Raw genomic sequence first — 25,874 nt, 5'->3', positions numbered from 1 at the left:
CGAATTGTTTTTCTTTTTTACTGTGTGGAAAAATTCTTGAAAATTGGTAAAATTCGTGGCAAACCTTTTTTAGTAAAGGTTTTAAAACCCTTGCAGGAAGAAAAAAACTCAGTACCTTAGCGCCTTAGAATCTTAGTCGCTTAAAAAAATGAAACAAATCACTTCAATTCAAAATCCGTTTATCAAATCTTTGGTTTTACTTCAAGAAAAATCCAAAGCCAGAAAACAAACCGGAACATTTTTGATTGAAGGTTTAAGAGAGATTTCATTAGCCATAAAGGGCGGTTACGAAATCGAAACGGTTTTGTTTCTACCAGAATTAGTTTCAGAATCAGAAATTAATAAACTGATTCAAAATCCTTTTCAAATCATTGAAATCAATAAAGAGGTTTACCAAAAATTGGCGTATCGCGATACTACAGAAGGAATTCTAACCGTTGCCAAAAGCAAATCTCTAAAATTATCTGATTTAAAATTATCTGAAAACCCATTAATTCTAGTTGTAGAATCTCTAGAAAAACCTGGAAATATTGGCGCCGTTTTACGTACAGCAGATGCTGCCAATTTAGACGCTGTTTTAATTGCCAATCCAAAAAGCGATTTATACAATCCGAATATTGTGCGATCTAGCGTTGGATGCCTTTTTACCAACCAAATCGCAACTGGAACATCAGAAGAAATTATTGCTTTTTTGAAAGAGAAAAAAATCAATTTCTACAGCGCCACTTTACAGAATTCAACTTCATATCATACACAAAACTTTACTACTCCAACTGCTTTGGTCGTAGGCACAGAAGCAACTGGCCTAACTCAACAATGGCGTGACGAAGCAACTCAAAACATCATTATCCCAATGCAGGGAGAAATTGACAGCATGAATGTTTCTGTCGCTGCTGCGATTTTAATTTTTGAAGCAAAAAGACAAAGAGGTTTCTGATTTTAGATTTTAGATTTTCTAAAAGTCGATTTGCTCCTTTTTGGAATTTGGGATTTAAAAATTGTAATTTATTTTTAATCCCCTTTTCGCTTGTCAGGCTGAGCGAAGTCGAAGCCCTTTTTTACAAGCAAAAATCTAAAAATTACACCCTAAAAAATCTAAAATCTGCACTCTTAAATCTACAATGGCAAAGCCTTGCGTATGTTCAAACTAATTCTTATTTTTAGTACTTGAACTATGCCGTTATGACAGAAATAGATATTGAAAAAGAAAATAAAGCTATTGCGCAGGAATACAAAGAATTACTACGAATAAGTTACCAAACTTTAAGCCCAACTGACAAAAAATTAATTCGAAAAGCATTTGATGTTGCAGTTGATGCTCATAAAGAGCAGAGACGTAAATCGGGCGAAGCGTATATCTTTCATCCTATTGCAGTTGCAAAAATTGTTGCCTCAGAGATTGGCCTGGGAGCGACCTCTATCGCCGCGGCCTTATTACACGATGTTGTTGAAGACACTCCGATTACAGTAGAAGATATTGAACGCTTGTTTAATCCAAAAGTGGCACAATTAGTCGAAGGTCTTACCAAGATTTCTCTAGTTCAAAAAGATTTAAATGCTTCAATGCAGGCGGAGAATTTCAGAAAAATGATTCTAACCCTGAATGATGACGTTCGCGTAATTTTGATCAAATTGGCCGACCGTTTGCATAATATGCAAACCATGGATTCGATGGCCGAATACAAACAAACCAAAATCGCGTCTGAAACTCTGTACATTTATGCTCCTCTAGCCCACCGTTTAGGACTTTACAACATTAAAACCAAACTCGAAGATTTAGGATTAAAATATACTGAACCTGCTGTTTACAATGACATTGTAAGTAAAATTCGCGAAACTAAAGAACAGCAAGATGCTTACATCAAAGATATTTCAGATGTTTTAAAGAAATCTTTAGACAGCGAAGGAATCGATTATATCATCAAAGGACGTCCAAAATCTATTTATTCTATTCGTCGAAAAATGCGTGCGCAAAACGTAACTTTTGATGAAGTTTATGACAAGTTCGCTCTTCGAATTGTATACAAAGCCGATCCGCATGAAGAAAAATTCATTGCGTGGAAAATATATTCTATCGTAACCGATCATTATCGTCCAAGTCCAAGCCGTCTGCGTGACTGGATTTCATCGCCAAAATCGACTGGTTATGAAGCCTTGCATATTACCGTTATGGGACCAAAAGGTCGTTGGGTCGAAGTTCAGGTTCGAAGCGAACGTATGGACGAAATTGCAGAAAAAGGTTATGCTGCACATTACAAATACAAAAATGGAGCAAGCGAAGAAAGTGGTTTAGATGTTTGGTTGAATTTACTTCGTGAAGCATTAGAAAACCCAGAAACTAATGCAGTTGATTTTGTGGAAGATTTCAAAATGAATTTGTACTCTAAAGAAATCTTCATCTTTACACCAAAAGGAGAAATCAAATCGCTGCCTAAAGGCGCCACTTCTCTTGATTTTGCTTTCAGCATTCACTCTGAAATCGGAATTAAAACACGTGGTACTCGTGTAAATGGACGATTAGTTCCTTTAAATTATGAATTAAAAAGCGGTGACCAAGTTGAAGTTATTACTTCTCCAAACCAGAAACCAACTGTAAACTGGTTAGAATATGTAACGACTTCAAGAGCAAAAAATAAAATTAAAAACGTTCTTAACGAGAACACTAAAAAAATTGCAGAAGAAGGAAAAGAATTACTTGTTAGAAAATTAAAACACCTAAAAGTTACTTTTAACGAACAGGTTACAAATGAGTTAGTTAATTTCTTTAAACTAAAAACAAGTTTAGATTTATTTTACAGAGTTGGAATTGGTGCAATTGAGAATCAGCAACTAAAAGATTTTGCTGCCCAGAAAAGCAATTCGTTTATCAATTTCTTCAAAAATAAAATCAAACGAACTAAAGATACTGCTGATGAAGACATTCATAAACCAGTCATTAGCAGCAACTATGACATGCTGGTTTTTGGAACCGAACATGACAAGTTAGATTATAAGCTTTCGCAATGTTGCAATCCAATTCCTGGTGACGATGTTTTTGGTTTTGTTACCATTAATGAAGGAATTAAAGTGCATAAAAAAGATTGTCCGAACGCGATCGGAATGCAATCGAATTATGCATATCGAATTATGAGTGCAAAATGGATTGACTCTTCTCAAGAAGAATTCAAAGCCATTATCAATATCACCGGAATGGACGTTTTAGGACTTACCAACCAATTGACAAAGGTAATTTCAAACAATATGAGCGTTAATATTCAAAGTATTTCGCTTAGCACCGATGCTGGAATTTTCCATGGACAAGTTGCCGTAATTGTTAAAAACAATACGATTTTGAAAAAAATGATTAGCGCCATCAAGAAAATAGACGGAGTTGATAAGGTTACTAGAGAGTATAGAACTTAAACTAATTCATAAATTTAATCATGGAAAACCAATCCTTAGAAATTCCCAAAGTAATATTTGATGAAAATGGAGAACTTTTAATTACTGCATCTGAATCTTCATCAAAAGACGATTTTGATTTTTTTCAAGGAAAATCTGTTATTCGTAACAGAAAATTAAAATCCAGATTAACGAATTGCGATGAGTGGATTGAATTTCCTTCGACACAGGAAATGTATAAGATTCTAAACGGAATTGGAAATATTGATAATTTTCTAGCCACTTTCGATGGAGAACCTTTTGAAGGCATGACAGTAAGATTATTTAATCCGATAACAAAATTGTGGAGCATTTACTGGTCTGATTCTAACACAGGAACATTAGACAAACCTGTGGTTGGTTCTTTTGAAAACAAAGTTGGGCATTTTTTTTCTAAAGATGTTTTTGATGAAAAACCAGTTATTCAAGTATTCCGATGGGATGCCCGAGACGAAAAGAATCCTGTTTGGAGCCAGGCAATGTCTGATGACAAAGGAAAAACTTGGGAATGGAACTGGTACATGTATATGTCGAAATCAAGTTAACCATTGTTAGTTTTTTCATAAATTAAAAAAATTATGTTAATTAAGCTAAATTAAGCTTTCAAAATATTTTTAGCGTAAAAGCCTGTATTTAGTGCATTATAACTAACCAAAAACAAGTTTAAACGTTAAACTTTAAACCCGAAACTTTTATTCATTAAAAATAAAAAATTATCTTTGCCAGATATGACACTTATTTCAACTGACAACACTAAGAATCAAGAAATTGTAAAAAATGTTTTTACACTATATCTTGAACAAAAAGGGCATCGCAAAACTCCTGAGCGTTATGCTATACTTCAGGAAATTTACGATAGCGAGGAGCATTTTGATATAGAGAACCTTTACATCAAAATGAAAAACAAAAACTATCGTGTAAGTAGAGCTACTTTATACAACACGATCGAGTTATTGTTGGACTGCGCTTTGGTTAGAAAACATCAATTTGGACAAAATCAGGCTTACTACGAAAAATCATATTTTGATAAACAGCACGATCACATCATTATGACAGATTCTGGTGAGGTAATCGAATTTTGTGATCCAAGAATTCAAACCATCAAAAAGACTATCGAAGAAATTTTTGATATCGAAATTACAAATCACTCGCTTTATTTCTACGGAAACAAAAAGCAAAATTCAAATTCATAGTCTTTTAGATTAGACTTTTCAAAAAAAATTAAAAAAAGAAAATTAACTACATAATCAGTAGGGCAACTTAGATTGTCTCAACGCAAATTAAAACAGAATGACCGTAGATTTATTACTAGGATTACAATGGGGAGATGAAGGTAAAGGAAAAATTGTAGACGTACTTACCTCAAATTATGATATTATTGCACGTTTTCAAGGAGGACCAAATGCAGGACATACATTAGAATTTGACGGAATTAAGCACGTACTAAGAACGATTCCTTCTGGAATTTTTCATAAAAACTCAGTAAATATCATCGGAAATGGAGTTGTAATTGATCCTGTAGTTTTTCAAAAAGAAATTGAAGGTTTAGAGAAATTTAACCTTGATATTAAAAGCAAATTAATCATTTCAAGAAAAGCACACTTAATTTTACCAACGCACCGTTTGCTTGACGCAGCTTCTGAAGCTTCTAAAGGAAAAGCAAAAATTGGTTCTACTCTTAAAGGAATTGGACCAACTTACATGGACAAAACAGGTAGAAATGGTTTACGTGTTGGAGATATCGAATTAGAAGATTTCAAAGAACGTTACAGAGCTTTAGCAGACAAACATGAAGCAATGATTGCTTTTTATGATGTTGCTATTCAATACAATTTAGCTGAATTAGAAAAAGAATTCTTTGAAGCTATTGAAGAATTAAAGAAATTAGATTTTATTGACAGTGAAGAATACATGCACCAAGCTCAAAAAGCTGGAAAATCTATTCTTTGTGAAGGTGCTCAAGGATCTTTATTAGATGTTGATTTTGGAACTTATCCTTTCGTAACTTCATCAAATACTACTGCTGCTGGAGCTTGTACAGGTTTAGGAATTGCTCCTAACAAAATCAAAGAAGTTTACGGAATTTTTAAAGCTTACGTTACACGTGTAGGTAGCGGACCTTTCCCAACTGAACTTTTTGACGAAGTTGGTGCTACAATGGCAAAAGTAGGTAACGAATTTGGTTCTGTAACAGGAAGACAAAGACGTTGCGGATGGTTAGACCTTGTTGCTTTAAAATATGCAGTTCAAGTTAATGGAGTTACTCAGTTAATGATGATGAAAGGTGATGTTCTTTCTGGTTTCGAAACTTTAAAAGTTTGTACAGAGTACAACTACAAAGGACAAAACATTTCTCATTTCCCTTACAACATTGAACCAGAAAACGTTACTCCTGTTTACAAAGAGTTTAAAGGATGGAAACAAGATTTAACTGGATTAACAACTTACGATCAGTTGCCAATTGAGCTAAAAGAATATATTGAGTTTATTGAAAAAGAAATCGAAGTGCCAATCAAAATCGTATCGGTTGGACCAGATAGAAAACAAACAATAACAAAATAATACATTTAAACGCTCTGATAATCAGAGCGTTTTTTTTTTGAAAAATAGTTTTATGAGAAAAAATCCTGAAATTGAAATAACAGAAACCAAATTATTATCTGATAATTGGTATCTGCTAAACAAAGTAACTTTTAATTATAAAAAAGAAAATCAGCCTGTTGAATCGCACATTCGTGAAGTATACGATCGCGGAAATGGCGCTGGAATATTATTATACAATACTGCTAAGAAAAAAGTTGTATTAACAAGACAATTTCGTTTGCCGACTTATCTTAACGGAAATAAATCTGGAATGATGATTGAAGTTTGCGCTGGACTTTTAGACAAAGACAATGCAGAGCAAGCTATAATTCGCGAAACAGAAGAAGAAACTGGTTATCGTTTAAGCAAAGTTCAAAAAGTAATTGAAACTTATATGTCGCCAGGTTCTGTAACAGAAATTCTATATCTTTTTGTTGGCGAATACGACGAAAATATGAAAGTAAGCGAAGGCGGCGGACTTGATGCTGAACAAGAAAATATTGAGGTTTTAGAATTTACTTTTGATAAAGCTTACGCTATGATCGAATCTGGAGAAATTTCAGACGCTAAAACTATTATGTTATTGCACCATGCGAGAATAAAAGGTTTGATTTAAAAGTTTTTGAGTATTTTAGATTCCCTAAAAAAATCTAAAATGCTCAAACTAAAAATCGTATTTTTTTTCTGCTTTCCGATTTTACTATTCTCTCAAAAAGAAAAATTATCAGTCGAAAAACTAAAGCAAGACCTTGTTATTTTTAGAGAAATAAGAGAAAAAGCCAATTCAGGCCTTTATAAATACCGAACAAAACAGCAGATCGACAGTATTTATTCTTGGGCGTTTTCGCAAATTAGCAAACCCAAAGAACTCATAGACTTCTACAAAATAATTCTTCAAATAACCGATTTTGAAGGAAGTCTGCACAATGACACAACACTTCCCATTGATTTTGAAAAGAAATATTCATCAGGAAATATTTTCTTTCCGTATCCTGTAAAACTCATAGAGAATCGATTGATTCTTAATTTTGAAAACTCAGAAATTCCACTGGGCTCTCAAATATTTAGCATTAATAATATTGAAACCAAAAAACTGCTTTCTTCTCTCTACAAATATTATACAACCGACGGTTATAATATTACAGGAAAATCAATCGGAATTAACGGTTCATTTGCTAAATATTTTGAAATGGAATACGGTCCGCAAAAGAAATTTACGGTAGAATATTCACTTCCAAATCAAACCAAAAAAAATAAAAAAACTATTTCTGCTGTCTCAAACGAAATTCGAAAAGAGAATTTTAAAAAACGACATTCTCTTCCTATTGATAGTTTGCAATACAATAGCGCAAAGGACAAATATTCTTTTAAAGTAATTTCTCAAAATACAGCACTACTTTCTGTTCATACCTTTGTAATTGGACGAAATGCCAAAGACAAACAGCATATTGCTTACAAGAAATACTTGGACAGCTGTTTTCAATATCTTTCTAATCATTCTGAAATCAAAAACTTAATTGTCGATGTTAGAAACAATGGCGGCGGCACCGATCCTAATGATATTGTAACTTTCTCTTATTTGACACAAAAAGCTTTTCGTGAAAATAAATCTGCATATGTCAATTTTCAGGAAATTCCATTTGCTGAATATTTAGTTTACGAAGAAACAGAACTGCAGAAAAAACAAGAAGAGAAAAAGGATTTTGAAGATGAATTAAAAGAAGAATTTCCAAAGTTGGAAAACGGAAAATACATTCAAGACGAGAGATTCAATTCATTATTAGAGCCAGAAAAAAACAGTTTTAAAGGTCAGATTTATTTATTGATAAGCTCTAGAATTGCTTCTGCCGGATCACTATTTGCTTCATTAGTTGCAGGAAATACAAATGCCATTGTAATTGGCGAAGAAACTATGGGTGGCTATTTTGGACACAACGGCCACACTCCTATCGAATACGAGTTACCGAACACAAAAATTAAAACACAGTTTTCTATTGTAAATCTGGAACAGGATGTTCCTAAAAAATCAAATCAAATTTTTGGAAGAGGAGTAATTCCTGATTATGAAATTTCACAGACATTTGAGGATTTTATACAAAATAGAGACACACAATATATGCATACAATAAAATTAATCAATCAAGAATAAAGTTACTGTTTACTAACATTTACAAAATGAAAATCCCGAAACCTATTTCAAAAATTATGTAACCCTTTTCAGCTATCAGATGTATAACTTTATATTCATAAAAATTCGACGTATGAAAAAGTTATATTACACAGCAAACGTACTACTAATCCTGATGTTGGTTTTATTAGGTTCTTGCAAAAAAACCGATACCATCACGCTGACTGAAAATAAAAAAGAGAAAAAGAAGGTAATTGAATATAAAAAACCTGAAACGGTTTCTTATCAAATCGAGAAAACCAAAGATTGGCTCAAACTTAATGAAGCTGACAGTTCTAAAATGGATATTGTTTATGCTTTGAATAGAACCGATAAAGCCAATTTTAAAAAACTGGATTCTGTAGTTATTCCAGCAGATTTTAGCGGAGATTTGGTTTATTATCTTCCTTTTCCATTGCATGTTTCGGCTTTAGAAGAAGTTTCAAAAATTATCCTTTTTTCATATCCAACGCAAGCTTTTGCTGTTTACGAAAACGGTGAATTGGTTCGTACAGGTCCAACCAATATGGGAAGAAAAAAAGACCCTACTCCTACTGGATTGTTTTTCACCAATTGGAAAGCTGAACAAACTACAAGCACATTTAATGACGAATGGGATTTAAAATGGAATTTTAACATTGAAAATAAATTAGGAGTTGGTTTTCACGAATATGCATTGCCTGGGTATCCTGCGTCACATTCTTGCTTACGACTATTAGAAAAAGACGCTAAATATCTTTATAAATTTGCTGATGAATGGATTTTGAAGGATAAAGAAAACGTAAAAGTAAAAGGAACTCCTGTGGTTGTTTTTGGAAGTTACAATTTTGATGGCCCAAAACCGTGGCTTAAACTAGCCTCAGATCCAGAAGCTTTAAATATTTCTGAAGGCGATATTGAAAACACAGTAACCCCATACTTAAAAGAAATCTTAGAAAATCAGAACCTAAGAGAAGCCGAGCCAACAAAAACTCTGTAAAAATATATTCTAAATACATAATCAGCTGAAATGATACAATATCGTTTCAGCTTTTTTTGTTTGCTTTTAAACATAAAATTTGGCTAAAGCCTCTCTCTTTGTCCATTTTTCAACCTCCAGCTAAAGCTGGAGGCAATTCATTTCCAAACCTTAAAAACTTTTGTCTCTTTGAACCTTTGAACCTTTGAACCTAAAAACCTCAGAACCTTAGAACCTTAGAATCTTAGAACCTTTAAAAAAACATAAATAAGCGATCGTTCATTTATTATTTTTTTATATCTTTGTACCATAATCAAGTACAATTATGAGAACTAGAGATACCAATAAAGAAGAAATTGTAAAACAAAAAGCAATTGAAATGATCGTTACACAAGGCATAGAAGGTTTTGGAATGAATCGTCTTGCTAAAGAATGCGGTATTTCTGTTGCAACACTTTATATCTATTATTCAGACAAAGAAGATTTAATTAAAAAAATCGGAATTGAAATTGGTAAAAACTTCTTCGAAAAGATGTTTGATGGATTTTCTGCAGACATGTCTTTCAAAGATGGATTGCGTAATCAATGGGAGAATCGTATCTATTTCAATATAAACTTTACACAGCAAGCAACTTGTCTAGAGCTTTTAAAACATTCTACTTATGGAGATGCGATTATAGCAGAAATAACAGGCGATTATAAACAAATGATGACAGAATTTATGCTTGCTGCAATTGAAAGAAATGAACTTATTTCTATTCCTTACGAAATTTTTTGGAGTATTGTTTATGGTCCGCTTTATTCTCTTCTAGAGTTTCATAGAGAAGGAAAATCGATGTCTGGAAAACCCTTTGCTCTTACAGATGAAATGAAAGACAGCGCTTTTAATCTCGTTCTAAAAGCACTTACTCCTTGAGGATAAATTCAATTTTAAAACCATATCAACAACAAAATTTAAATACAATATAATTTTCAATAAAATGAAAACTTCGATTATAGAAAATAAAAAGATCGCCATTATTGGCGGTGGACCAGTTGGATTAACAACTGCAAGAATTTTACAAATTAATGGCGCCAATGTTACGGTTTACGAAAGAGATCTTAACTCACAAGCAAGAACATCTGGCGGAACTTTAGACATTCATTCCGACTCAGGGCAATATGCAATTCAGAAAGCGGGATTAATGGATGAATTCTATAAATACGCACGCCCAACTGGCGAAAAAATGGCTGATATAGACGGAAATATTACTTCTGACGAAATGCCTAATGAAACCAATGCTTTTTCTCGCCCAGAAATTGATCGCAATGATTTAAGAAAAATTATGTTAGAGAATCTTAAAGAAAACACTGTTGTTTGGGATAGCCAACTAATCAACATTGATAAATCTGAAAATCAATACATTTTGGAATTCAAAAACGGTACAAAAACAACCGCAGATTTTGTTATTGTAGCAAATGGAGGAAGATCAAACGCTAGAAAATTTGTAAGCGACCAAGAGCCTCAGCTTTCTGGGACATATATTATTCAGGGAGAAATTGCAAATCCGGATCAAGATTATCCTGAATTTAAACCGAAATACGGAAACGGAAATGTTATGGCAATGGGCGAACATAAAATGTTTTACACACATACTATGCGTGATGGTTCTGTTCACTTTGGAGTTTCTTTTAAAGCAAGTGAAGAGTGGATTTCAAACCACGGAATTAATTTTGAAGACGATCAATCTGTAATTTCTTTTTTAAACGAAACTTTTGAGAACTGGGGAGACGATTACAAAAAATTCTTTGCTGTTTCTACTGAATTTTCTGGTTTGCCTTTGAGATTGTTTTCTTTAGAAGAACCTTGGAAAGAACATTCAAATATTACGCTTGTTGGCGACGCAGCTCACTTAATGCCTCCGTTTGCCGGCGAAGGTGTCAATATGGGATTATTTGATGCTTTTCATTTAACCGAAAATCTAACTAACGGAAAATTTGAAACCATTGACGAAGCAATTGCTGATTATGAGAAAAAAATGTTCGGCTATGCTCTAGAAGCGCAACGTATGACAAAGAAAATGGAAGATTTACTGCATTCCGATATTGTTGCTGAGGATATTTTGAGTAGTCGTGGCATGTGATTTTTTTTCACCATGTAAGTGATATAAGTTCTTTTATATAACGTTTGTTATTCTGAGGACCGAAGAATCACACGCAGGATTCGATAAAGACATAACACAATCTTGTCATTTCGAACGAAGAGAGAAATCTTCACTAGTGGCTCGCCAAAGATTGATGATATGCTTTACGGAGTTTCTTACGAAGATTTCTCGTTCCTCGAAATGACAAAATTGTGGAGAACTTTGACAAAGTTTTTTTTTAAATCTGAACAAATAAAAAAGGCGTAAGAATTAAATCTTACGCCTTTTATTTTTATAATGGAAACCAAAAATTATCTAGAATAATTTGGAGCTTCTTTTGTAATTGTTACGTTGTGTGGGTGACTTTCAGTGATTCCGCTAGAAGTGATTCTAACAAAACGTCCAGTTTCTTGCAAAGTAGGAATATCTTTTGAACCACAGTATCCCATACCTGCACGAAGACCTCCAATAAACTGAAGCATACTTTCGTTTAATTCTCCTTTGTAAGGAACACGTCCAACGATTCCTTCTGGAACTAATTTTTTAACGTCGTCTTCAACATCTTGGAAATAACGATCTTTAGAGCCAGTTTGCATTGCTTCAACAGATCCCATTCCGCGGTAAGATTTGAATTTTCTTCCTTCAAAAATGATTGTTTCTCCTGGAGACTCTTTTGTTCCTGCTAATAATGAACCTAACATTACACAGTCAGCACCTGCAGCGATAGCTTTAGGAATATCTCCTGTATAACGAATTCCACCATCGGCAATAACCGGAACTCCAGTTCCTTTGATAGCCGCGGCAACTTCTAAAACTGCCGAGAATTGAGGAAAACCAACACCTGCAACGATACGAGTTGTACAGATAGAACCAGGTCCGATTCCAACTTTTACTCCATCCGCACCATTTTCTACTAAATATTTAGCAGCTTCTGGAGTTGCGATGTTTCCAACAATTACATCTATTTGAGGGAATTTTGATTTTACTTCTTTTAAAGTATTCACAACACCTTCTGTATGTCCGTGAGCAGTATCGATAATGATTGCATCTACACCAGCAGCAACTAAAGCTTCAGCTCTTAGAACTGCATCTCCAGTAACTCCAATTGCAGCAGCAACTCTTAAACGACCAAAAGAATCTTTATTAGCGATTGGTTTTTGAGTCAGTTTTGTAATATCTCTAAACGTAATTAAACCAACTAATTCATTTTGAGCATTTACAACTGGTAATTTTTCGATTTTATGACCTTGCAAAACTACTTCTGCTTGTTCTAAAGAAGTTCCTTCTGCAACTGTTACTAAGTTTTGACTTGTCATAACCTCAGCAATTGGTCTTGCACCGTTTTTCTCAAAACGCAAATCACGGTTTGTAACGATACCTTTTAGGATTTTATTTTCGTCAACGATTGGAATACCACCGATGCCAAATTCTTTCATAGCGTTTTTTGCATCTGCAATAGTAGAGTTCATTGGTAATGTTACCGGATCGATAATCATACCTGCTTCTGCGCGTTTTACTTTTCGAACTTTTCCTGCTTGTTGTTCGATAGTCATATTTTTATGTAAAACACCAATACCTCCTTCTTGTGCCATAGCGATTGCCATTGCACTTTCTGTAACTGTATCCATAGCAGCAGATACAATTGGAACGTTTAATGTAATGTTTCTTGAGAATTTTGATTTAATGCTCACTTCGCGAGGAAGCACATTCGAGTAGTTAGGTACTAATAATACATCGTCGTAAGTTAAACCTTCGCCGATAATCTTGGAGTTGTGTGCTATCATGGTGCAATTTCTAGTTGAATTGCGTGCAAATATAGTGAATAAATTGGTAACTTGAATACTAAGTTATTCATAAATTTGCATTTACACGAATCATCTTACAAAACAATACACCCAAGCCCAGATGGAAATGGAGAGCCCGAAAAGCCAAAAAGCTTTTTTTCTGATTTAAAAAAGCGACTACTAATAATATAAATAAAATTAATCTTCTCTGTCTTGAAAAACGAAATTGATTCCGAGTTGGAAAGCGGCACTACTGGCTTTGGAAATGTCTTTATATTCTAAGACATTATTGACTAAAGCATAAATATTTACTGGGCCAATTGCCCCTGAAAGGCCTAGACCAATATTTTTATTCGAAAAAGTATCTAAGGTATAAGTTGCTTTAAGATCTAATTTTCTAAAAATATTTCTTCTGTAAAAAGCAGTCAAAGCAACCAAAGGTTCGCGGGGAGCAGACATTCCGAAAACCTGAAGTCCAGCTGCATTTTTATAAAATTTTTCGACATTGCCATGACAATTACACTCATCTGAACGTTTCTCTCCGAAAGAGTATTGAATAGAAGAATAAATTTTTGTTGGACGCCAAGTAGTATATTTATTATGAAGTGTATCTCTTGGTATTGCACGATCAAATTCGTCAAAGACATTTTCTGGATCATCTGAACCTAAAAAGTCAGGATTTGCTCCATTGTATTGGTAAGTTCCTTTATAGGTAAGCGTTTCAATGTCTTTGGTCTGTCTCACAAAACCTAAATCGACAACGCTTGCTGTAAACTGCAAATTGTCTTTTATATAATAGGTAATTCCTGCATCTACACCAAAACCAAGACTTCCATTAAAAAAGGTATTATGGGCAATGTCACGAATTACATTTCCTTCGTATTCATCTTTTGTAAAACGGGCTAGTCCAGAAGTTTTTAATTCTAAATTGGAAGAAATGATCTGGTTATAAAGATTTGGAGTTCCTGGCTGCTCACCTGTATAAATGTAACCTGAGTTTTTGGTAGAAGTTGCATTTGCACCGCTTGAATAAATTTTGGCACGTCCACCATAAACAAATTTATCATTTACTTTTTTATGAAAACCAACATGAAAAACAGAAAGCACTTCGGCTTTCATATTCAAATCGCCTAGATTAAACGATTTTCCGATATAATCTCGATTTCCGTTTAAGGCCAGTAAAGCCAGATCTTTTGGAACAAACATGAAAAAATCGAATTCCTGGTACAATCCAAACGAAATGTAAGAACGACTTTCTCTGCCTCCAATTCTAAATCCGCCAGAAAATATCTCTAACTGTTGGTTGGTCACTACCTTGTCTTTACTAGAAGATTTATTGATAACATCTCTAACTTTTTGATTAAAATCGACTCCATCATTTGAAAATAAATCATAGGCCGAAAAACTGCTAGAACCCACATTCGCTGAAATTCCAGATAAGACCGGAAATCCAAAGTAATATTTATACGAAACATCGGCTCCAGGATTTACAAGCGAAGACTGCGGAATTGAAGTAAAATTATACAACAGCTCTCTGTTTTGAGCAAAACAAGAAAGATGAAAAAACAAACAAAGTATTAGCGTTTTTCTCATTCGATTACTAGATAAGCCGTTGCACTGGATCTTAATCTTAAATTTCCTTCACTGTTAGCATTTAAAGGAGGTCCAGCAGCAATTAATACAACAAAACCAATTTTTTGGGTTTGTTTTAAAAGGTCTAATCGCGTGTTTTCAAAAATTTCTGTGGGATATTTTACAACATTTGGCGTTCCTTTATAGGATGGAACATTAAAAGATATTGTTTCTAAGACTTGATTGTCTTTGTCAAGCAAAAGCATATTTAAGACAAAAGTACGCTCGATATTATTTTCGACTTCAAAATCAAATTCAGCTTTCTTAAGGCGTTCTGTAAAAAACTTATTTTTAAAAACATCAAAATCTCTTACGTCGTATATAATATTGGTTCCACCATCATCTATAAGTCTATTTGCAGGAACATTAAAATATGCTAAGTTGGCAACAAAAACAGGCTCAATCTTAAAATCGTTGACCTGATCGAAATTTAAATCGCTAGAGCAGGAAAATAATAAAAAAACTGAAAATAGTAAACTTAAAATTTTACTTAATAATCTTGATCTCATGATAATAATTATATCAATAATAAATGTAACGCATTATTTCTGCAATCATTATCTAAAGTAAGAAAATATAACTATTTTTTAATGAAACTTTCCAAACAATTTTGAAGCTTCATTATATGCACTTTCAAAACTAAGAGAATTAAGTCCTGTTATTTTTTTATTGGCAGTAAAATAAGAAACCAATTTTTCTGTCGGCATATTTCCTGTTAGCTTATCGGTCGCCATTGGGCAGCCACCAAAACCTTGAATAGCTCCATCAAAACGAATACAGCCTGCTTTTGCGGCAGCATCAATTTTTTCGAACCAGCTTTCTGGTGTTGTATGAAGATGAGCACCAAACTCAATTTGAGGATATTTCGGAATTAAATCTGAAAACAAATAGGTTATTACTTCTGGCGTAGAAGTTCCGACTGTATCTGAAAGTGATAGAATCTTTACTCCCATTCCAGCCAATTTCTCAGTCCATTCGGCTACGATTTCAACATTCCATGGATCACCATACGGATTTCCGAATCCCATTGAAAGATACGTTACTACTTCTTTGTTTTTCTTATTGGCAACTTCTAGAATTTCTTCTAAAGTGACCAAAGATTCTGCGATAGTTTTGTGCGTGTTACGCATCTGAAAGTTCTCTGAAATGGAAAAAGGAAAACCTAAATATTGAATCTGCTCATATTCTGAAGCCGTGATTGCACCTTGCGTATTGGCAATAATAGATAACAATTTGCTTGTTGTTTGAGATAAATCAAGCTGTTCTAAAACGGCGGCAGTATCCTGCATTTGCGGAATAGCTTTTGGAGAAACAAAACTTCCAAAATCGATGGTATCAAAGCCAACTCGCAACAAAGCTTGTATGTAAGTAACTTTATTTTTTGTTGGAATAAAATCCTTAATGCCTTGCATGGCATCTCGAGGGCATTCGATGATTTTGATTTCTTTGTTCAAAGCGTATTCTTTTCTAAAGGCTAAGTTAGTTTCTTTTTTAATGAAATAAAAGAGAATTTTATGTGAAGTCTATTATTACACAAAACAAGCATACATCAAAAAATTACCAAAAAACGTAATAATATACAATATTACCAAAAAACGTAATAATTAATTTTATTACGTATATTTGTAATAGAAAGTTTATAATTTTTTAATTATATTTGATTTATGACTAGTGTAATTACAGGTGATATAATTGGTTCAAGACAACAGAAATCAGAACATTGGGTTGAAGATTTAAAGAAAATCTTGGCTCCGTTTGGCAAAGCGCCAAACCAATGGGAAGTCTATCGAGGAGACGAATTTCAAATTGAAGTTAGTAATCCCGAAGATGCACTGTTAGCCGCTATTTTGATAAAAGCACATTTAAGAACTATAAAGTCTGATGCTCGTATGAGCATCGGATTTGGAGATAAAACCCACACTGCCGAAAGAATATCTGAAAGCAATGGTTCTGCGTTTATTAATTCGGGAGAACTTTTTGAAACTTTAAAGAAACAAAAAGTAACTTTAGCCATGCGAACAGGAGATTTAGATTTTGATGAAAAACTGAATTTAATGCTGCAATTGGCTTTAACTTTTATGGACAACTGGCTCGTGCAATCAGCAGAATTTGTTGCCGTTGCTATTGAAAATCCAAAATTGTCTCAAGACGAATTGGGCCAAAAACTAGGTATAAATCAGGCTGCCGTTAGCCGAAGACAAAAGCGCGCTCAGTTTGATCTGGTTCTTAATTTAGATCGATATTTTAGAAAACAAATAAAACAATTTACAGCCTCATGATCTTATTTATAAAATTGTTTCTCGCCCATTTATTAGGAGATTTTATTTGGCAACCTAATTCTTGGGTCACCGATAAAGAAGCTAAAAAACATAAAAGCATTTACTTATATATCCATATTTTACTTCATGGAGTTTTAGCCGCAATTCTAGCAGGAGAAATCAGTTTTATACCATATGCTGTTTTAATTGCCGTTACTCATGGCATCATCGATTTAATCAAATTAAATTTCCAAAAAAAGAAAACCAAACGCACTTGGTTTGTTGTCGACCAAGCTGCGCATATTCTTGTTTTAATTGGTGTCGTTCTTACATATGAAAACAAAACGATAATCAATTTCTGGCAAGATAATGCGTTCTGGATTTTACTTACCGGAATTTTACTGATAACTAAACCAACTTCTATTTTTATCAAAACCATAATTTCGATATGGGCTCCTGAAAGCAAAAACAGCCATCAGGATAATTCTCTGATAGCTGCTGGAAATTATATTGGTATTTTAGAACGCTTATTTGTTTTCGGTTTTATCATAACCGGACATTTTGAAGCGATTGGTTTTCTACTAGCCGCCAAATCTATTTTTAGGTTTGGAGATTTAAAAGAAGCCAAAGACCGAAAATTGACAGAATATGTAATGATCGGAACTTTAATTAGTTTTGGTATTGCAATACTTGCAGGCCTTTTAGTTCAGGCACTTCTTTTACAACTGCCCTAAAACCTTTTTGTTAATTGCTTTTATCAAAGCTGGGCCTTCGTAAATAAAACCTGTATACAATTGCACTAAGCTTGCTCCAGCATTTAGTTTTTCAATCGCATCATCTGCAGAATGAATTCCGCCTACCCCAATAATTGGGAATGCTTTATTGCTTTTTCCTGAAAGAAAACGAATTACTTCTGTAGAACGTTTTGTTAATGGTTTTCCAGATAATCCTCCTGTCTCTGTTTGGTTTTCAGATTGCAAGCCTTCTCTAGAAATAGTTGTATTTGTTGCAATAACTCCTGCAATTTGAGTTGTTTTTACAATATCAATAATATCCAACAACTGCTCATCTGTTAAGTCTGGAGCAATTTTTAAAAGAATTGGTTTTACTTTTTGAGTGCTTGTTTTTTGCTTTTCGACATTTCGGTTCTGCAAAGTCTGTAGTAAAGCCGTTAATGGTTCTTTATCTTGCAGAGCTCTCAAGTTTGGTGTATTTGGAGAACTTACATTCACAACAAAATAATCTACATGATTAAACAAAGCGTCGAAACAAATGATATAATCTTTTACTGCATCTTCATTATCGGTTACTTTATTTTTTCCGATATTTCCTCCAATCAAAACACTCGAATTCTTTTTCAAACGTTCTACAGCTTCTAGAACACCGCCATTATTAAACCCCATTCGGTTAATAATCGCTTGGTCTTCTTTTAAACGGAACAAACGTTTCTTCGGATTTCCTTCCTGTCCAACTGGCGTTACAGTTCCTATTTCGATAAAACCAAAACCAAAATTACCAAGTTCTTTGTACAGCTTTGCGTCTTTGTCAAAACCAGCCGCAAGTCCAACTGGATTTTTAAATTTAATTCCGAAAACTTCTCTTTCTAATCGAGCATCTTTTACTTCATAAATTGATCTTATAATTGCAGAGACTCCTGGGATTTTTGAAATGAATTTTACAAAAGAAAAAGTAAAATAATGCACTTTTTCAGGATCAAAACAAAAAAGAATCGGACGAATTATCAATTTATACATAAGAGTTGTGTTGTTATTTTTTTTGGATGCAAATTTAAATATTATAGTTTAAAAAGGTGTCTTTTTACGAAAACAAATAATTTTCTTTTTGTTTGATTTTTCTGCTCATAAATAAAACTATTCTTAAAAACATCTGTCATTCTTTCTTCTAAAACTTGTTTTTTATGTTGCAAATTATAAAATGAAACAAGTTGAATGCCCTTAAAATATCCATTTGACTTAAGAATCTCTAATTTTGAGATATTCATTCCAAATCTTAAGAATCTAAACGCCGATTAAACATCTTAATTCTGAGATAAATAATACTTTTTTTCAGAGTGCACTTATACCCATGTTCAAAAAATACCTTCACAAAAATTATTAATTAATAACTTCAACCATGAAAGTCAGTAAACAATTAATTCTAAAAAGTATTTTCACACTTCTATTTTGTCTTTCTTTGGGTTTATCAACTAAATTATTTGCACAAGCAGATCCTCAGCAGGTAACCAAAGAAACTTTTAAAGGAAAAATAGCATTAGATGTACGTGATTCAAAAGAAGACTGGGCACCATATTCTCCTAAAAAAGCTCCTGCAGGATCTCCAAACATCTTATTTATTTTATATGATGATACCGGACTTGCCGCTTGGTCACCTTATGGTGGAGCTATCAATATGCCTACCATGCAAAGACTAGCCGATAACGGAATCACCTATTCACAATGGCATACTACAGCCTTGTGTTCTCCAACAAGATCGACATTGCTAACAGGAAGAAATCATCATCTTAATGGTATGGCTGCTATTACAGAAGCTGCTGCTGGTTTTCCTGGCGGAAGCGGAAGACTGCCAAAACAGGCCGCTACAATTGGTCAGGTACTGCAAGACAACGGATGGAGTACTTTTTGGATAGGAAAAGATCATAACGTTCCTGAGCAAGATGTAGCCGCAGGAGGCGATCGAAGCACTTGGCCTTTGCAAATGGGATTTGATCGTTTTTACGGATTCCTTGGCGGAGAAACCAATCAATGGTATCCTGACTTAACCGAAGACAACCATTTTGTTGAACCACCTGCAACGCCAGAAGAAGGCTATCATTTATCTAAAGATTTAGCAGACCATGCATTAGAGTTCCTTAAAGATCAAAAAGCGACAAACCCTTCTAAACCTTGGTATATGTGGTATTGTCCAGGTGCCAATCATGCACCTCATCAGGCTCCTGAGGAATATATCGCAAAATATAAAGGTAAATTTGATGACGGTTATGATGCTTACCGTAAATGGGTATTGCCACGTATGATTGCTAAAGGTATAATTCCGAAAGGCACGAATTATGCAAATTTCAATCCGCTTCCTCCAGGAGTTTCAAATCCAGGTGATGAAGTTTTAGATTGGAATAAATTAAGTGCAGACGAGAAGAAGTTATTTTCTAGATTAGCTGAAGTTTATGCTGGTTTCTCTGAATATACCGATGCTCAAGTTGGCCGTATAATTGACTATTTGGAACAAACAGGTCAATTAGAAAATACTGTAGTTATTTACGCTGCCGATAATGGAGCTTCAGGCGAAGGTTCACCAACAGGATCTGTAAACGAGAATAAATTCTTTAACGGCTATCCTGATGAATTAAAAGAGAACTTAAAATATATTGACAAATTAGGAAGTCCAGACACTTACGAACATTATCCTACTGGTTGGGCTGCTGCATTTTCTACCCCTTTTAAAATGTTCAAAAGATACAGTGAATATGCTGGAGGAACTTGTGATCCATTAGTAATTTCTTGGCCAAAAGGAATAAAAGCTAAAGGTGAAATTCGTGACCAATTTCATCATTCAACCGATATTGTTCCAACTATCCTAGATATTTGCGGTCTGGAAATGCCAAAAGTATACCGTGGTGTTGCTCAATACCCTTTATCTGGAGTTTCTATGCGCTATACATTTGATGCAGCTCCGAATACAAAAACACAAAAACACATTCAGTACTTTGCCATGTTAGGAAGCCGTGCTTTATGGAAAGATGGTTGGAAAGCTGTTGCTTTACACGCACCTCTGACTGGAAAAGGGAATTTTGATAAAGATGAATGGGAATTATATAATACGGATGTGGATCGTGCTGAAGTAAATAATTTAGCTAAAAAATATCCAGACAAATTAAAAGAATTAATTAAAGATTGGAATGACGAAGCTGCCAAAAATCTAGTATTACCTCTAGATGACCGTACTGCCGTTGAGCAACTAGGAATTGAAAGACCTTCTTCTGAAGCTCCTCGCGATCTTTACAAATATTACCCAGGAACTTCAGCAGTACCAGAAGGAGTTGCAGTGAATGTTCGCGGACGCTCTTATAAAATTTTGGCAGATGTTGATGTTAAAGATGCTAAAGCTTCAGGCGTACTTTTTGCCCATGGATCTCGTTTTGGAGGACATACTTTATTTATAAAAGATGGTAAGCTAAACTATGTCTACAATTTCTTAGGAATTGCTCCTGAACAAAAATTCACTTCAAATGTGCCTATCACAACAGGAAAACATGTTTTTGGAATGGAATTCACACGTGAAAAAGCAGGACCAAATGGCGAATCTCTTGGAACAATGAAATTGTATATAGACGGAAAAGAAGTAGCATCTGGACCAATGAGAACACAATCTGGTAAATTTACACTTGCTGGAGACGGACTTTGTGTCGGATTTGACAGCGGAGATTCTGTGAGTAAAGAATACAAAACTCCAGGTACTTTTAAAGGCGGTGAAATTGTTGGTGTCGGAATTAGTGTTGGAAAACTCGAATATTCGGACTTAAACAACGAAGCAAAAAGAGCTTTAGGAAGAGATTAATAAATTAAAGAGAAATTTAAAAGAGGTATCTAATGAACATAATAATGGACAGTAATACCTCTTTTTCCTTTATAATTAACGCAAGACAATAAAAGAATGTTTCTTTAAGGATAAATCAAAATGTTCGATAACAATTATTATAAAAAAAGCTTCCTTGTAATTCTAATTTCTTTAATCAGCTGCTTTTTTTCGACTAAAATTAAAGCTCAAGAACATGAGGAAAAAACTTTTAGCCCGCATCATCAAATCGGAATTTCTATTAATCATGTTCATGTTTTTGAAGGCCGAGATGAAGAAGGAAATCGTGAAACCTTAACTCTTCCAGCGTGGGGAATTGATTATACTTATCAATTTCATGAAAAATGGGCCATTGGTCTACATACCGATTTTATTGTTGAGAAATTCAAAGTAGAAAAAGTGTATGAAAGCGGAAATGACAAAGAAACCGTAGAAAGAAGCTACCCTATTGCTCCTGCTCTTATGGGAATTTATAAACCAAACGAACATTGGAGTTTTCTCTTAGGTTTTGGCTGTGAATTTGCCAAAGAAGAAGATTTTTTCTTAACTCGTGTAGGCGTTGAGTATGGATATGAACTTCCTAAAGGATGGGAAATTTTCGGCACTGCGAGTTACGACTTTAAATGGAACGCATACGATAGCTGGGGAATTGGTTTAGGAATCGCAAAAAACTTTGGAGGAAAATAATTTACACCAACCTATTGATCTTATGTACAGCACAAATAAACCAAATCGCATTTCTAAATATTCCCTCTTAGTTTTTCTTTTACTAATTGGTTTCAAAGGATTTTCGCAGCAAGAAAAGGACACTACCAAACTAATGAATGTTCGTTATGGAAGTAAAGGAATTGAATTAGAAACTCGAGACAAAAAATTTCTATTCCAATTGGCAAGCCGACTTCAATTTCGTTTTTCAACACCAAATGACACAGACCCTTTAACCTATGATGATTATAGTCAAGATGCTAAAACGACTTTCAAAATAAACCGTGCCAGATTAAAAATTGGCGGTCATGCTTTTGAACCTTGGCTTAAATATTATTGGGAATACGAATTAAGCCAATCCAATTTATTGGATTTTAGAATTATGATTGAGAAATGGGATTTTCTGAGCTTTAAAGTTGGACAATGGAAAACGGAATTTACGCGAGAACGCTTTATTAGCAGCGGTGAACAGCAAATGGTAGATCGTTCACTAATTAACCGTCCCTTTACTGTAGACCGACAATTAGGAGTTGAAGTTTATGGGCATTTAAAAGGCGCTGGAATTGCAGACTTTAACTATTGGGCCGCAGCTTTGACAGGTACAGGACGAGGAAGCACTGCTAATGACGATAATCATTTAATGTATTTTGGAAGAGCACAATGGAATTTTTTAGGTAGATTCCTTGATTTTGAAGGTTGTGATTTAGAATTTCATGAAAAACCAACTCCAATCGTAGCTTTCTCAGCAATAACAAACCGAAGCCCTTACACTCGTTTCTCGCAAGCAGGAGGAGGTTCTTTAGACGGATTTGAAGATGGTCTGCCAGGACAGTACAGAGTCAATCAGTGGAATTTTGAAACTGCTTTTATGTATCGAGGCTTTTCTTGGCAAAGCGAATTACATACCAAAGAAATCATTGATAAATACGATAACAACAATATGACTGTTTTGAGGGGTTACTATGTTCAAGCTGGATATTTCTTTCATAATGTTTTTGATTGGTGGCCAAAACACTTAGAAATGGCAGGCCGTCATGCAGGATATAGACCTGATAATTCAATAAAAGAAAACCGACAGAATGAATCCACATTGGCTTTTAACTGGTTTTTTAAAGGTCATAAAAATAAATTGACTTCGGAAGTAAGTTATTTCAGTTTTCAAGACAAAACACTTCCATTAGAACAAGGGTGGCGCTTTAGAATACAATGGGATATTTCATTGTGATTTAAACTTTTAGCTCATTAACACAAATCAAACATTTTTTTTCATAACTTTAAATCACATAAATTATTGAATATGAAAAACATATCCAAAACAGTAAAAAGACCAGCTCTTTTAGCTTTCTTAATCGGAACTCTTTTCTTTATTTCAATTGATAGTTTAGCGCAACGTCATGGAGGCGGAGTTCGCGGTGGAGGAGCACGCGGAGGCGGTGGAGCAACTCATACTAGACAAGCAAGACCTGCAACTCAATCTAGACCAAATGTAACAAGGCCAAGTACAACTAGACCCGCAGCGACGACTAGACCTTCAACAACTAGACCTGGAGCCAACAAATCTGGGACTCAAATTACAAGGCCGTCAAATAATTCCAACAGAAATAATACTGCAAACAGAAACAACACAGTAAATAGAAATAATACTGTAAATAAAAACAATGTTGGCAATAGAAACACAAATATTAGTGGCAATACCGTTAATAGAAACAGAAATAATGTAAATATTAATGTTAATAACAGCGTGCATGTTCGTAACAATCGTAATACAGTTGTAAGACCTGGTCCACGACCTTACGTGCGTCCTCCTTATGTATATGGTGGTTATAGATACAATTGCTACCATCCATATTATCCACGTCCTTACCGACCATTTTATTGGGGGCCTGTTTGGCATCCGTGGGGATTTTTTGTAGCTACTTTAGCTGTTACAGCAATTGTTGTTAGTGTAGAAAGTACACAGTACCATTACGATCAGGGAGTTTGGTATACCTCATCCAACGGCGGCTATACGGCAGTTCCTGCACCTGTCGGCGGGACTGTAAACAATATTCCAAGCGGAGCAGAAACCGTAAATACTGGAACCGTAAATAATTACTATTATGGAGGTACTTATTACGAGAAAGATGGAGGCAAATACACTGTTGTAGCTCCTACAGCAGGAACAATAGTTGAGAATTTACCTGAAGGTGGTGAAGAAGTTACTATTGGTGACGCTAAATACGTGAAATTTGGGGAAACGTACTATCAACCTGTACAAGTTGATGGAAAAGACAGGTATGAAGTGGTTCAGGTTGAAAAAGAATAATTAAATTTTATTAATTCTATAAAATTACTATAACTTTAAAAGTTATTTTGCCTAATTTTATGCCCACTATTGACAACCATTATAAGCTCAAAAAATAATAAACCATGAAAAATAAAACCATTTGGATCTTTGCGTTACTCACATTGTCCATTATTTCAATTGCTTACAGTTACACTAAATTCACAAATGATAAAGTAGAAAAAACAGTTGCCGAATGTCACGAAACTCCCACTAATCTAGAATCTGAATTTAAACCAACTGTAGAAAATAAATTTAAACCTTCTGAAAAAACACCAAAAGGCATGGTCTGGATTCCTGGTGGCGAATTCTCAATGGGAACCAATGTTGAAGATGAAAGTTTATGCAGTATTAAAGGCGTGACCAAAGATGCCGCACCTATACACAGAGTGTATGTAGATGGTTATTATATGGATGAAACTGAAGTAACCAACGAAGAATTTGAAAAGTTTGTAAAAGCAACTGGTTATGTTACTGTTGCTGAACAGAAACCAACAAAAGAAGAATTTCCAACCGCAAATGAAGAAGATTTAGTCACTGGTTCTGTTGTCTTTACTCCTACTCCTTCTGCAGTAAATTTAAACAATTTCTTACAGTGGTGGCGTTACGAACCAGGTGCTGATTGGAGACACCCTGAAGGCCCGCAAAGTACCATTATAGGAAAAGAAAAATATCCCGTTGTTCACGTTGTTTACGAAGACGCTGAAGCTTATGCAAAATGGGCAGGAAAAAGACTTCCAACAGAAGCAGAATGGGAGTTTGCTGCACGAGGTGGTAAAACTGGAAATCTTTATGCTTGGGGAAATGATTTAAAACCAAAAGGAAAATTTCAAGCAAATATATACCAAGGACACTTTCCAATTAAAGATGGAGATACTGGAGAAGATGGTTTTAAAGGAATTGCTCCAACAAAACAATACGCTCCAAATGCATACGGCTTGTATGATATTGCTGGAAATGTATGGGAATGGGTACATGATTGGTACAGTGTAGATTACTACAAATCATTAGCAGAAAGCGGAAAAGTAACCAGAAATCCTCAAGGACCAGATGCTTATTACGATCCAAGCGATCCATCTGAAATAAAACGTGTGCATCGTGGCGGTTCGTTTTTATGCACCGATCAATATTGTACTAGATACATGGTTGGAACAAGAGGAAAAGGCGAAATTAGATCTGCTGCAAATCACGTTGGTTTTAGATGTGTAAAAAGCAAATAACAAACCTAAAATACCAGAAAGGGATTCTATATTGAATCCCTTTTTTTATTAATTCAGATATTGAAAGCTAAATTTCTTAGCAGAAAAAATTTTCTATATTTGCTAAAAATT

22 protein-coding genes are annotated in these 25,874 nt (G+C 34.4%); 17 read left to right on the top strand and 5 right to left on the bottom strand.

Features of this window, described 5'->3' with window-relative positions; translation table 11 throughout:
• Positions 1-148 precede the first annotated feature (148 nt).
• The 10 genes from AC1Q5Z_RS01055 (at position 149) to AC1Q5Z_RS01010 (ending at position 11,251) form a co-directional block, all read left to right on the top strand.
• Positions 149-937 carry a TrmH family RNA methyltransferase gene (locus AC1Q5Z_RS01055; protein ID WP_492443425.1) on the top strand — a complete coding sequence of 263 codons (789 nt, stop codon included), beginning with the start codon at positions 149-151 and terminating at the stop codon, positions 935-937.
• Positions 938-1,182: 245 nt separating this feature from the next.
• Positions 1,183-3,402, top strand: coding sequence for a RelA/SpoT family protein (locus AC1Q5Z_RS01050; RefSeq protein ID WP_198856867.1), 2,220 nt, complete (start codon positions 1,183-1,185; stop codon positions 3,400-3,402).
• A 20-nt stretch (positions 3,403-3,422) separates the two neighbouring features.
• Positions 3,423-3,965 carry a hypothetical protein gene (locus AC1Q5Z_RS01045; RefSeq protein WP_198856866.1) on the top strand — a complete coding sequence of 181 codons (543 nt, stop codon included), beginning with the start codon at positions 3,423-3,425 and terminating at the stop codon, positions 3,963-3,965.
• Positions 3,966-4,148: 183 nt separating this feature from the next.
• On the top strand, positions 4,149-4,613 hold the full coding sequence (locus AC1Q5Z_RS01040) for a Fur family transcriptional regulator (RefSeq protein WP_008462215.1): 465 nt from the start codon (positions 4,149-4,151) through the stop codon (positions 4,611-4,613).
• A gap of 97 nt (positions 4,614-4,710) precedes the next feature.
• On the top strand, positions 4,711-5,982 hold the full coding sequence (locus AC1Q5Z_RS01035; protein ID WP_198856865.1) for an adenylosuccinate synthase: 1,272 nt from the start codon (positions 4,711-4,713) through the stop codon (positions 5,980-5,982).
• A gap of 52 nt (positions 5,983-6,034) precedes the next feature.
• Positions 6,035-6,619, top strand: coding sequence for an NUDIX domain-containing protein (locus AC1Q5Z_RS01030; protein WP_492443421.1), 585 nt, complete (start codon positions 6,035-6,037; stop codon positions 6,617-6,619).
• 39 nt (positions 6,620-6,658) lie between these two features.
• Positions 6,659-8,152 carry a S41 family peptidase gene (locus AC1Q5Z_RS01025; RefSeq protein WP_492443419.1) on the top strand — a complete coding sequence of 498 codons (1,494 nt, stop codon included), beginning with the start codon at positions 6,659-6,661 and terminating at the stop codon, positions 8,150-8,152.
• A gap of 112 nt (positions 8,153-8,264) precedes the next feature.
• A complete protein-coding gene (locus tag AC1Q5Z_RS01020) occupies positions 8,265-9,149 on the top strand; it encodes a L,D-transpeptidase (RefSeq protein WP_492443417.1) in 885 nt (294 codons plus the stop codon).
• A 304-nt stretch (positions 9,150-9,453) separates the two neighbouring features.
• Positions 9,454-10,044 (top strand): TetR/AcrR family transcriptional regulator, encoded by a 591-nt coding sequence (locus tag AC1Q5Z_RS01015; RefSeq protein ID WP_492443415.1) that lies wholly within the window; start codon positions 9,454-9,456, stop codon positions 10,042-10,044.
• Positions 10,045-10,108: 64 nt separating this feature from the next.
• Positions 10,109-11,251 carry an FAD-dependent oxidoreductase gene (locus AC1Q5Z_RS01010; protein WP_492443413.1) on the top strand — a complete coding sequence of 381 codons (1,143 nt, stop codon included), beginning with the start codon at positions 10,109-10,111 and terminating at the stop codon, positions 11,249-11,251.
• Positions 11,252-11,562: 311 nt separating this feature from the next.
• Here AC1Q5Z_RS01010 and guaB read toward each other — a convergent pair whose 3' ends face one another.
• The 4 genes from guaB to AC1Q5Z_RS00990 form a co-directional block, all read right to left on the bottom strand.
• Positions 11,563-13,035: an IMP dehydrogenase gene (gene guaB / locus AC1Q5Z_RS01005; protein ID WP_198856859.1), complete on the bottom strand. Its 1,473-nt coding sequence runs from the start codon at positions 13,033-13,035 to the stop codon at positions 11,563-11,565.
• A gap of 198 nt (positions 13,036-13,233) precedes the next feature.
• Entirely contained in the window at positions 13,234-14,562 is a 1,329-nt protein-coding gene (locus tag AC1Q5Z_RS01000; protein WP_343589279.1) for a DUF5723 family protein, read from the bottom strand.
• A gap of 62 nt (positions 14,563-14,624) precedes the next feature.
• The gene (locus AC1Q5Z_RS00995; RefSeq protein ID WP_343589281.1) at positions 14,625-15,176 is read right to left on the bottom strand and encodes a hypothetical protein; all 552 of its coding nucleotides are present in this window, start codon (positions 15,174-15,176) and stop codon (positions 14,625-14,627) included.
• Between the two features lie 78 nt (positions 15,177-15,254).
• A complete protein-coding gene (locus AC1Q5Z_RS00990; protein ID WP_198856856.1) occupies positions 15,255-16,121 on the bottom strand; it encodes a hydroxymethylglutaryl-CoA lyase-like TIM-barrel protein in 867 nt (288 codons plus the stop codon).
• 210 nt (positions 16,122-16,331) lie between these two features.
• Between AC1Q5Z_RS00990 and AC1Q5Z_RS00985 the strand changes: the two genes are divergently transcribed.
• Positions 16,332-16,946, top strand: coding sequence for a hypothetical protein (locus tag AC1Q5Z_RS00985; protein ID WP_492443409.1), 615 nt, complete (start codon positions 16,332-16,334; stop codon positions 16,944-16,946).
• Positions 16,943-17,659, top strand: a complete 717-nt coding sequence (locus AC1Q5Z_RS00980) for a DUF3307 domain-containing protein (RefSeq protein ID WP_343589286.1) — start codon at positions 16,943-16,945, stop codon at positions 17,657-17,659. The genes AC1Q5Z_RS00985 and AC1Q5Z_RS00980 overlap by 4 nt, the downstream gene beginning before the upstream one ends.
• On the opposite strand, the gene AC1Q5Z_RS00975 is transcribed toward AC1Q5Z_RS00980, so the two are convergent.
• Entirely contained in the window at positions 17,645-18,679 is a 1,035-nt protein-coding gene (locus tag AC1Q5Z_RS00975; protein ID WP_492443407.1) for a quinone-dependent dihydroorotate dehydrogenase, read from the bottom strand. The two genes, AC1Q5Z_RS00980 and AC1Q5Z_RS00975, sit on opposite strands and share 15 nt — an antisense overlap.
• Positions 18,680-19,058: 379 nt before the next feature.
• On the opposite strand from AC1Q5Z_RS00975, the gene AC1Q5Z_RS00970 reads away from it, so the two are divergent.
• From AC1Q5Z_RS00970 to AC1Q5Z_RS00950, 5 genes are all read left to right on the top strand, one after another.
• Positions 19,059-21,497 (top strand): arylsulfatase, encoded by a 2,439-nt coding sequence (locus tag AC1Q5Z_RS00970; RefSeq protein ID WP_492443405.1) that lies wholly within the window; start codon positions 19,059-19,061, stop codon positions 21,495-21,497.
• Between the two features lie 120 nt (positions 21,498-21,617).
• Positions 21,618-22,202: a hypothetical protein gene (locus AC1Q5Z_RS00965; RefSeq protein WP_492443403.1), complete on the top strand. Its 585-nt coding sequence runs from the start codon at positions 21,618-21,620 to the stop codon at positions 22,200-22,202.
• A gap of 22 nt (positions 22,203-22,224) precedes the next feature.
• Positions 22,225-23,445, top strand: a complete 1,221-nt coding sequence (locus AC1Q5Z_RS00960) for an OprO/OprP family phosphate-selective porin (RefSeq protein WP_343589294.1) — start codon at positions 22,225-22,227, stop codon at positions 23,443-23,445.
• Positions 23,446-23,517: 72 nt separating this feature from the next.
• Positions 23,518-24,525 carry a DUF6515 family protein gene (locus AC1Q5Z_RS00955; protein WP_492443400.1) on the top strand — a complete coding sequence of 336 codons (1,008 nt, stop codon included), beginning with the start codon at positions 23,518-23,520 and terminating at the stop codon, positions 24,523-24,525.
• 104 nt (positions 24,526-24,629) lie between these two features.
• Positions 24,630-25,763: a formylglycine-generating enzyme family protein gene (locus AC1Q5Z_RS00950; RefSeq protein ID WP_492443398.1), complete on the top strand. Its 1,134-nt coding sequence runs from the start codon at positions 24,630-24,632 to the stop codon at positions 25,761-25,763.
• Positions 25,764-25,874: the final 111 nt, after the last annotated feature.

The organism is Flavobacterium sp. GW823-FHT06G12, assembly GCF_058794775.1.
This window is presented reverse-complemented; position numbering and strand designations above follow the sequence as displayed.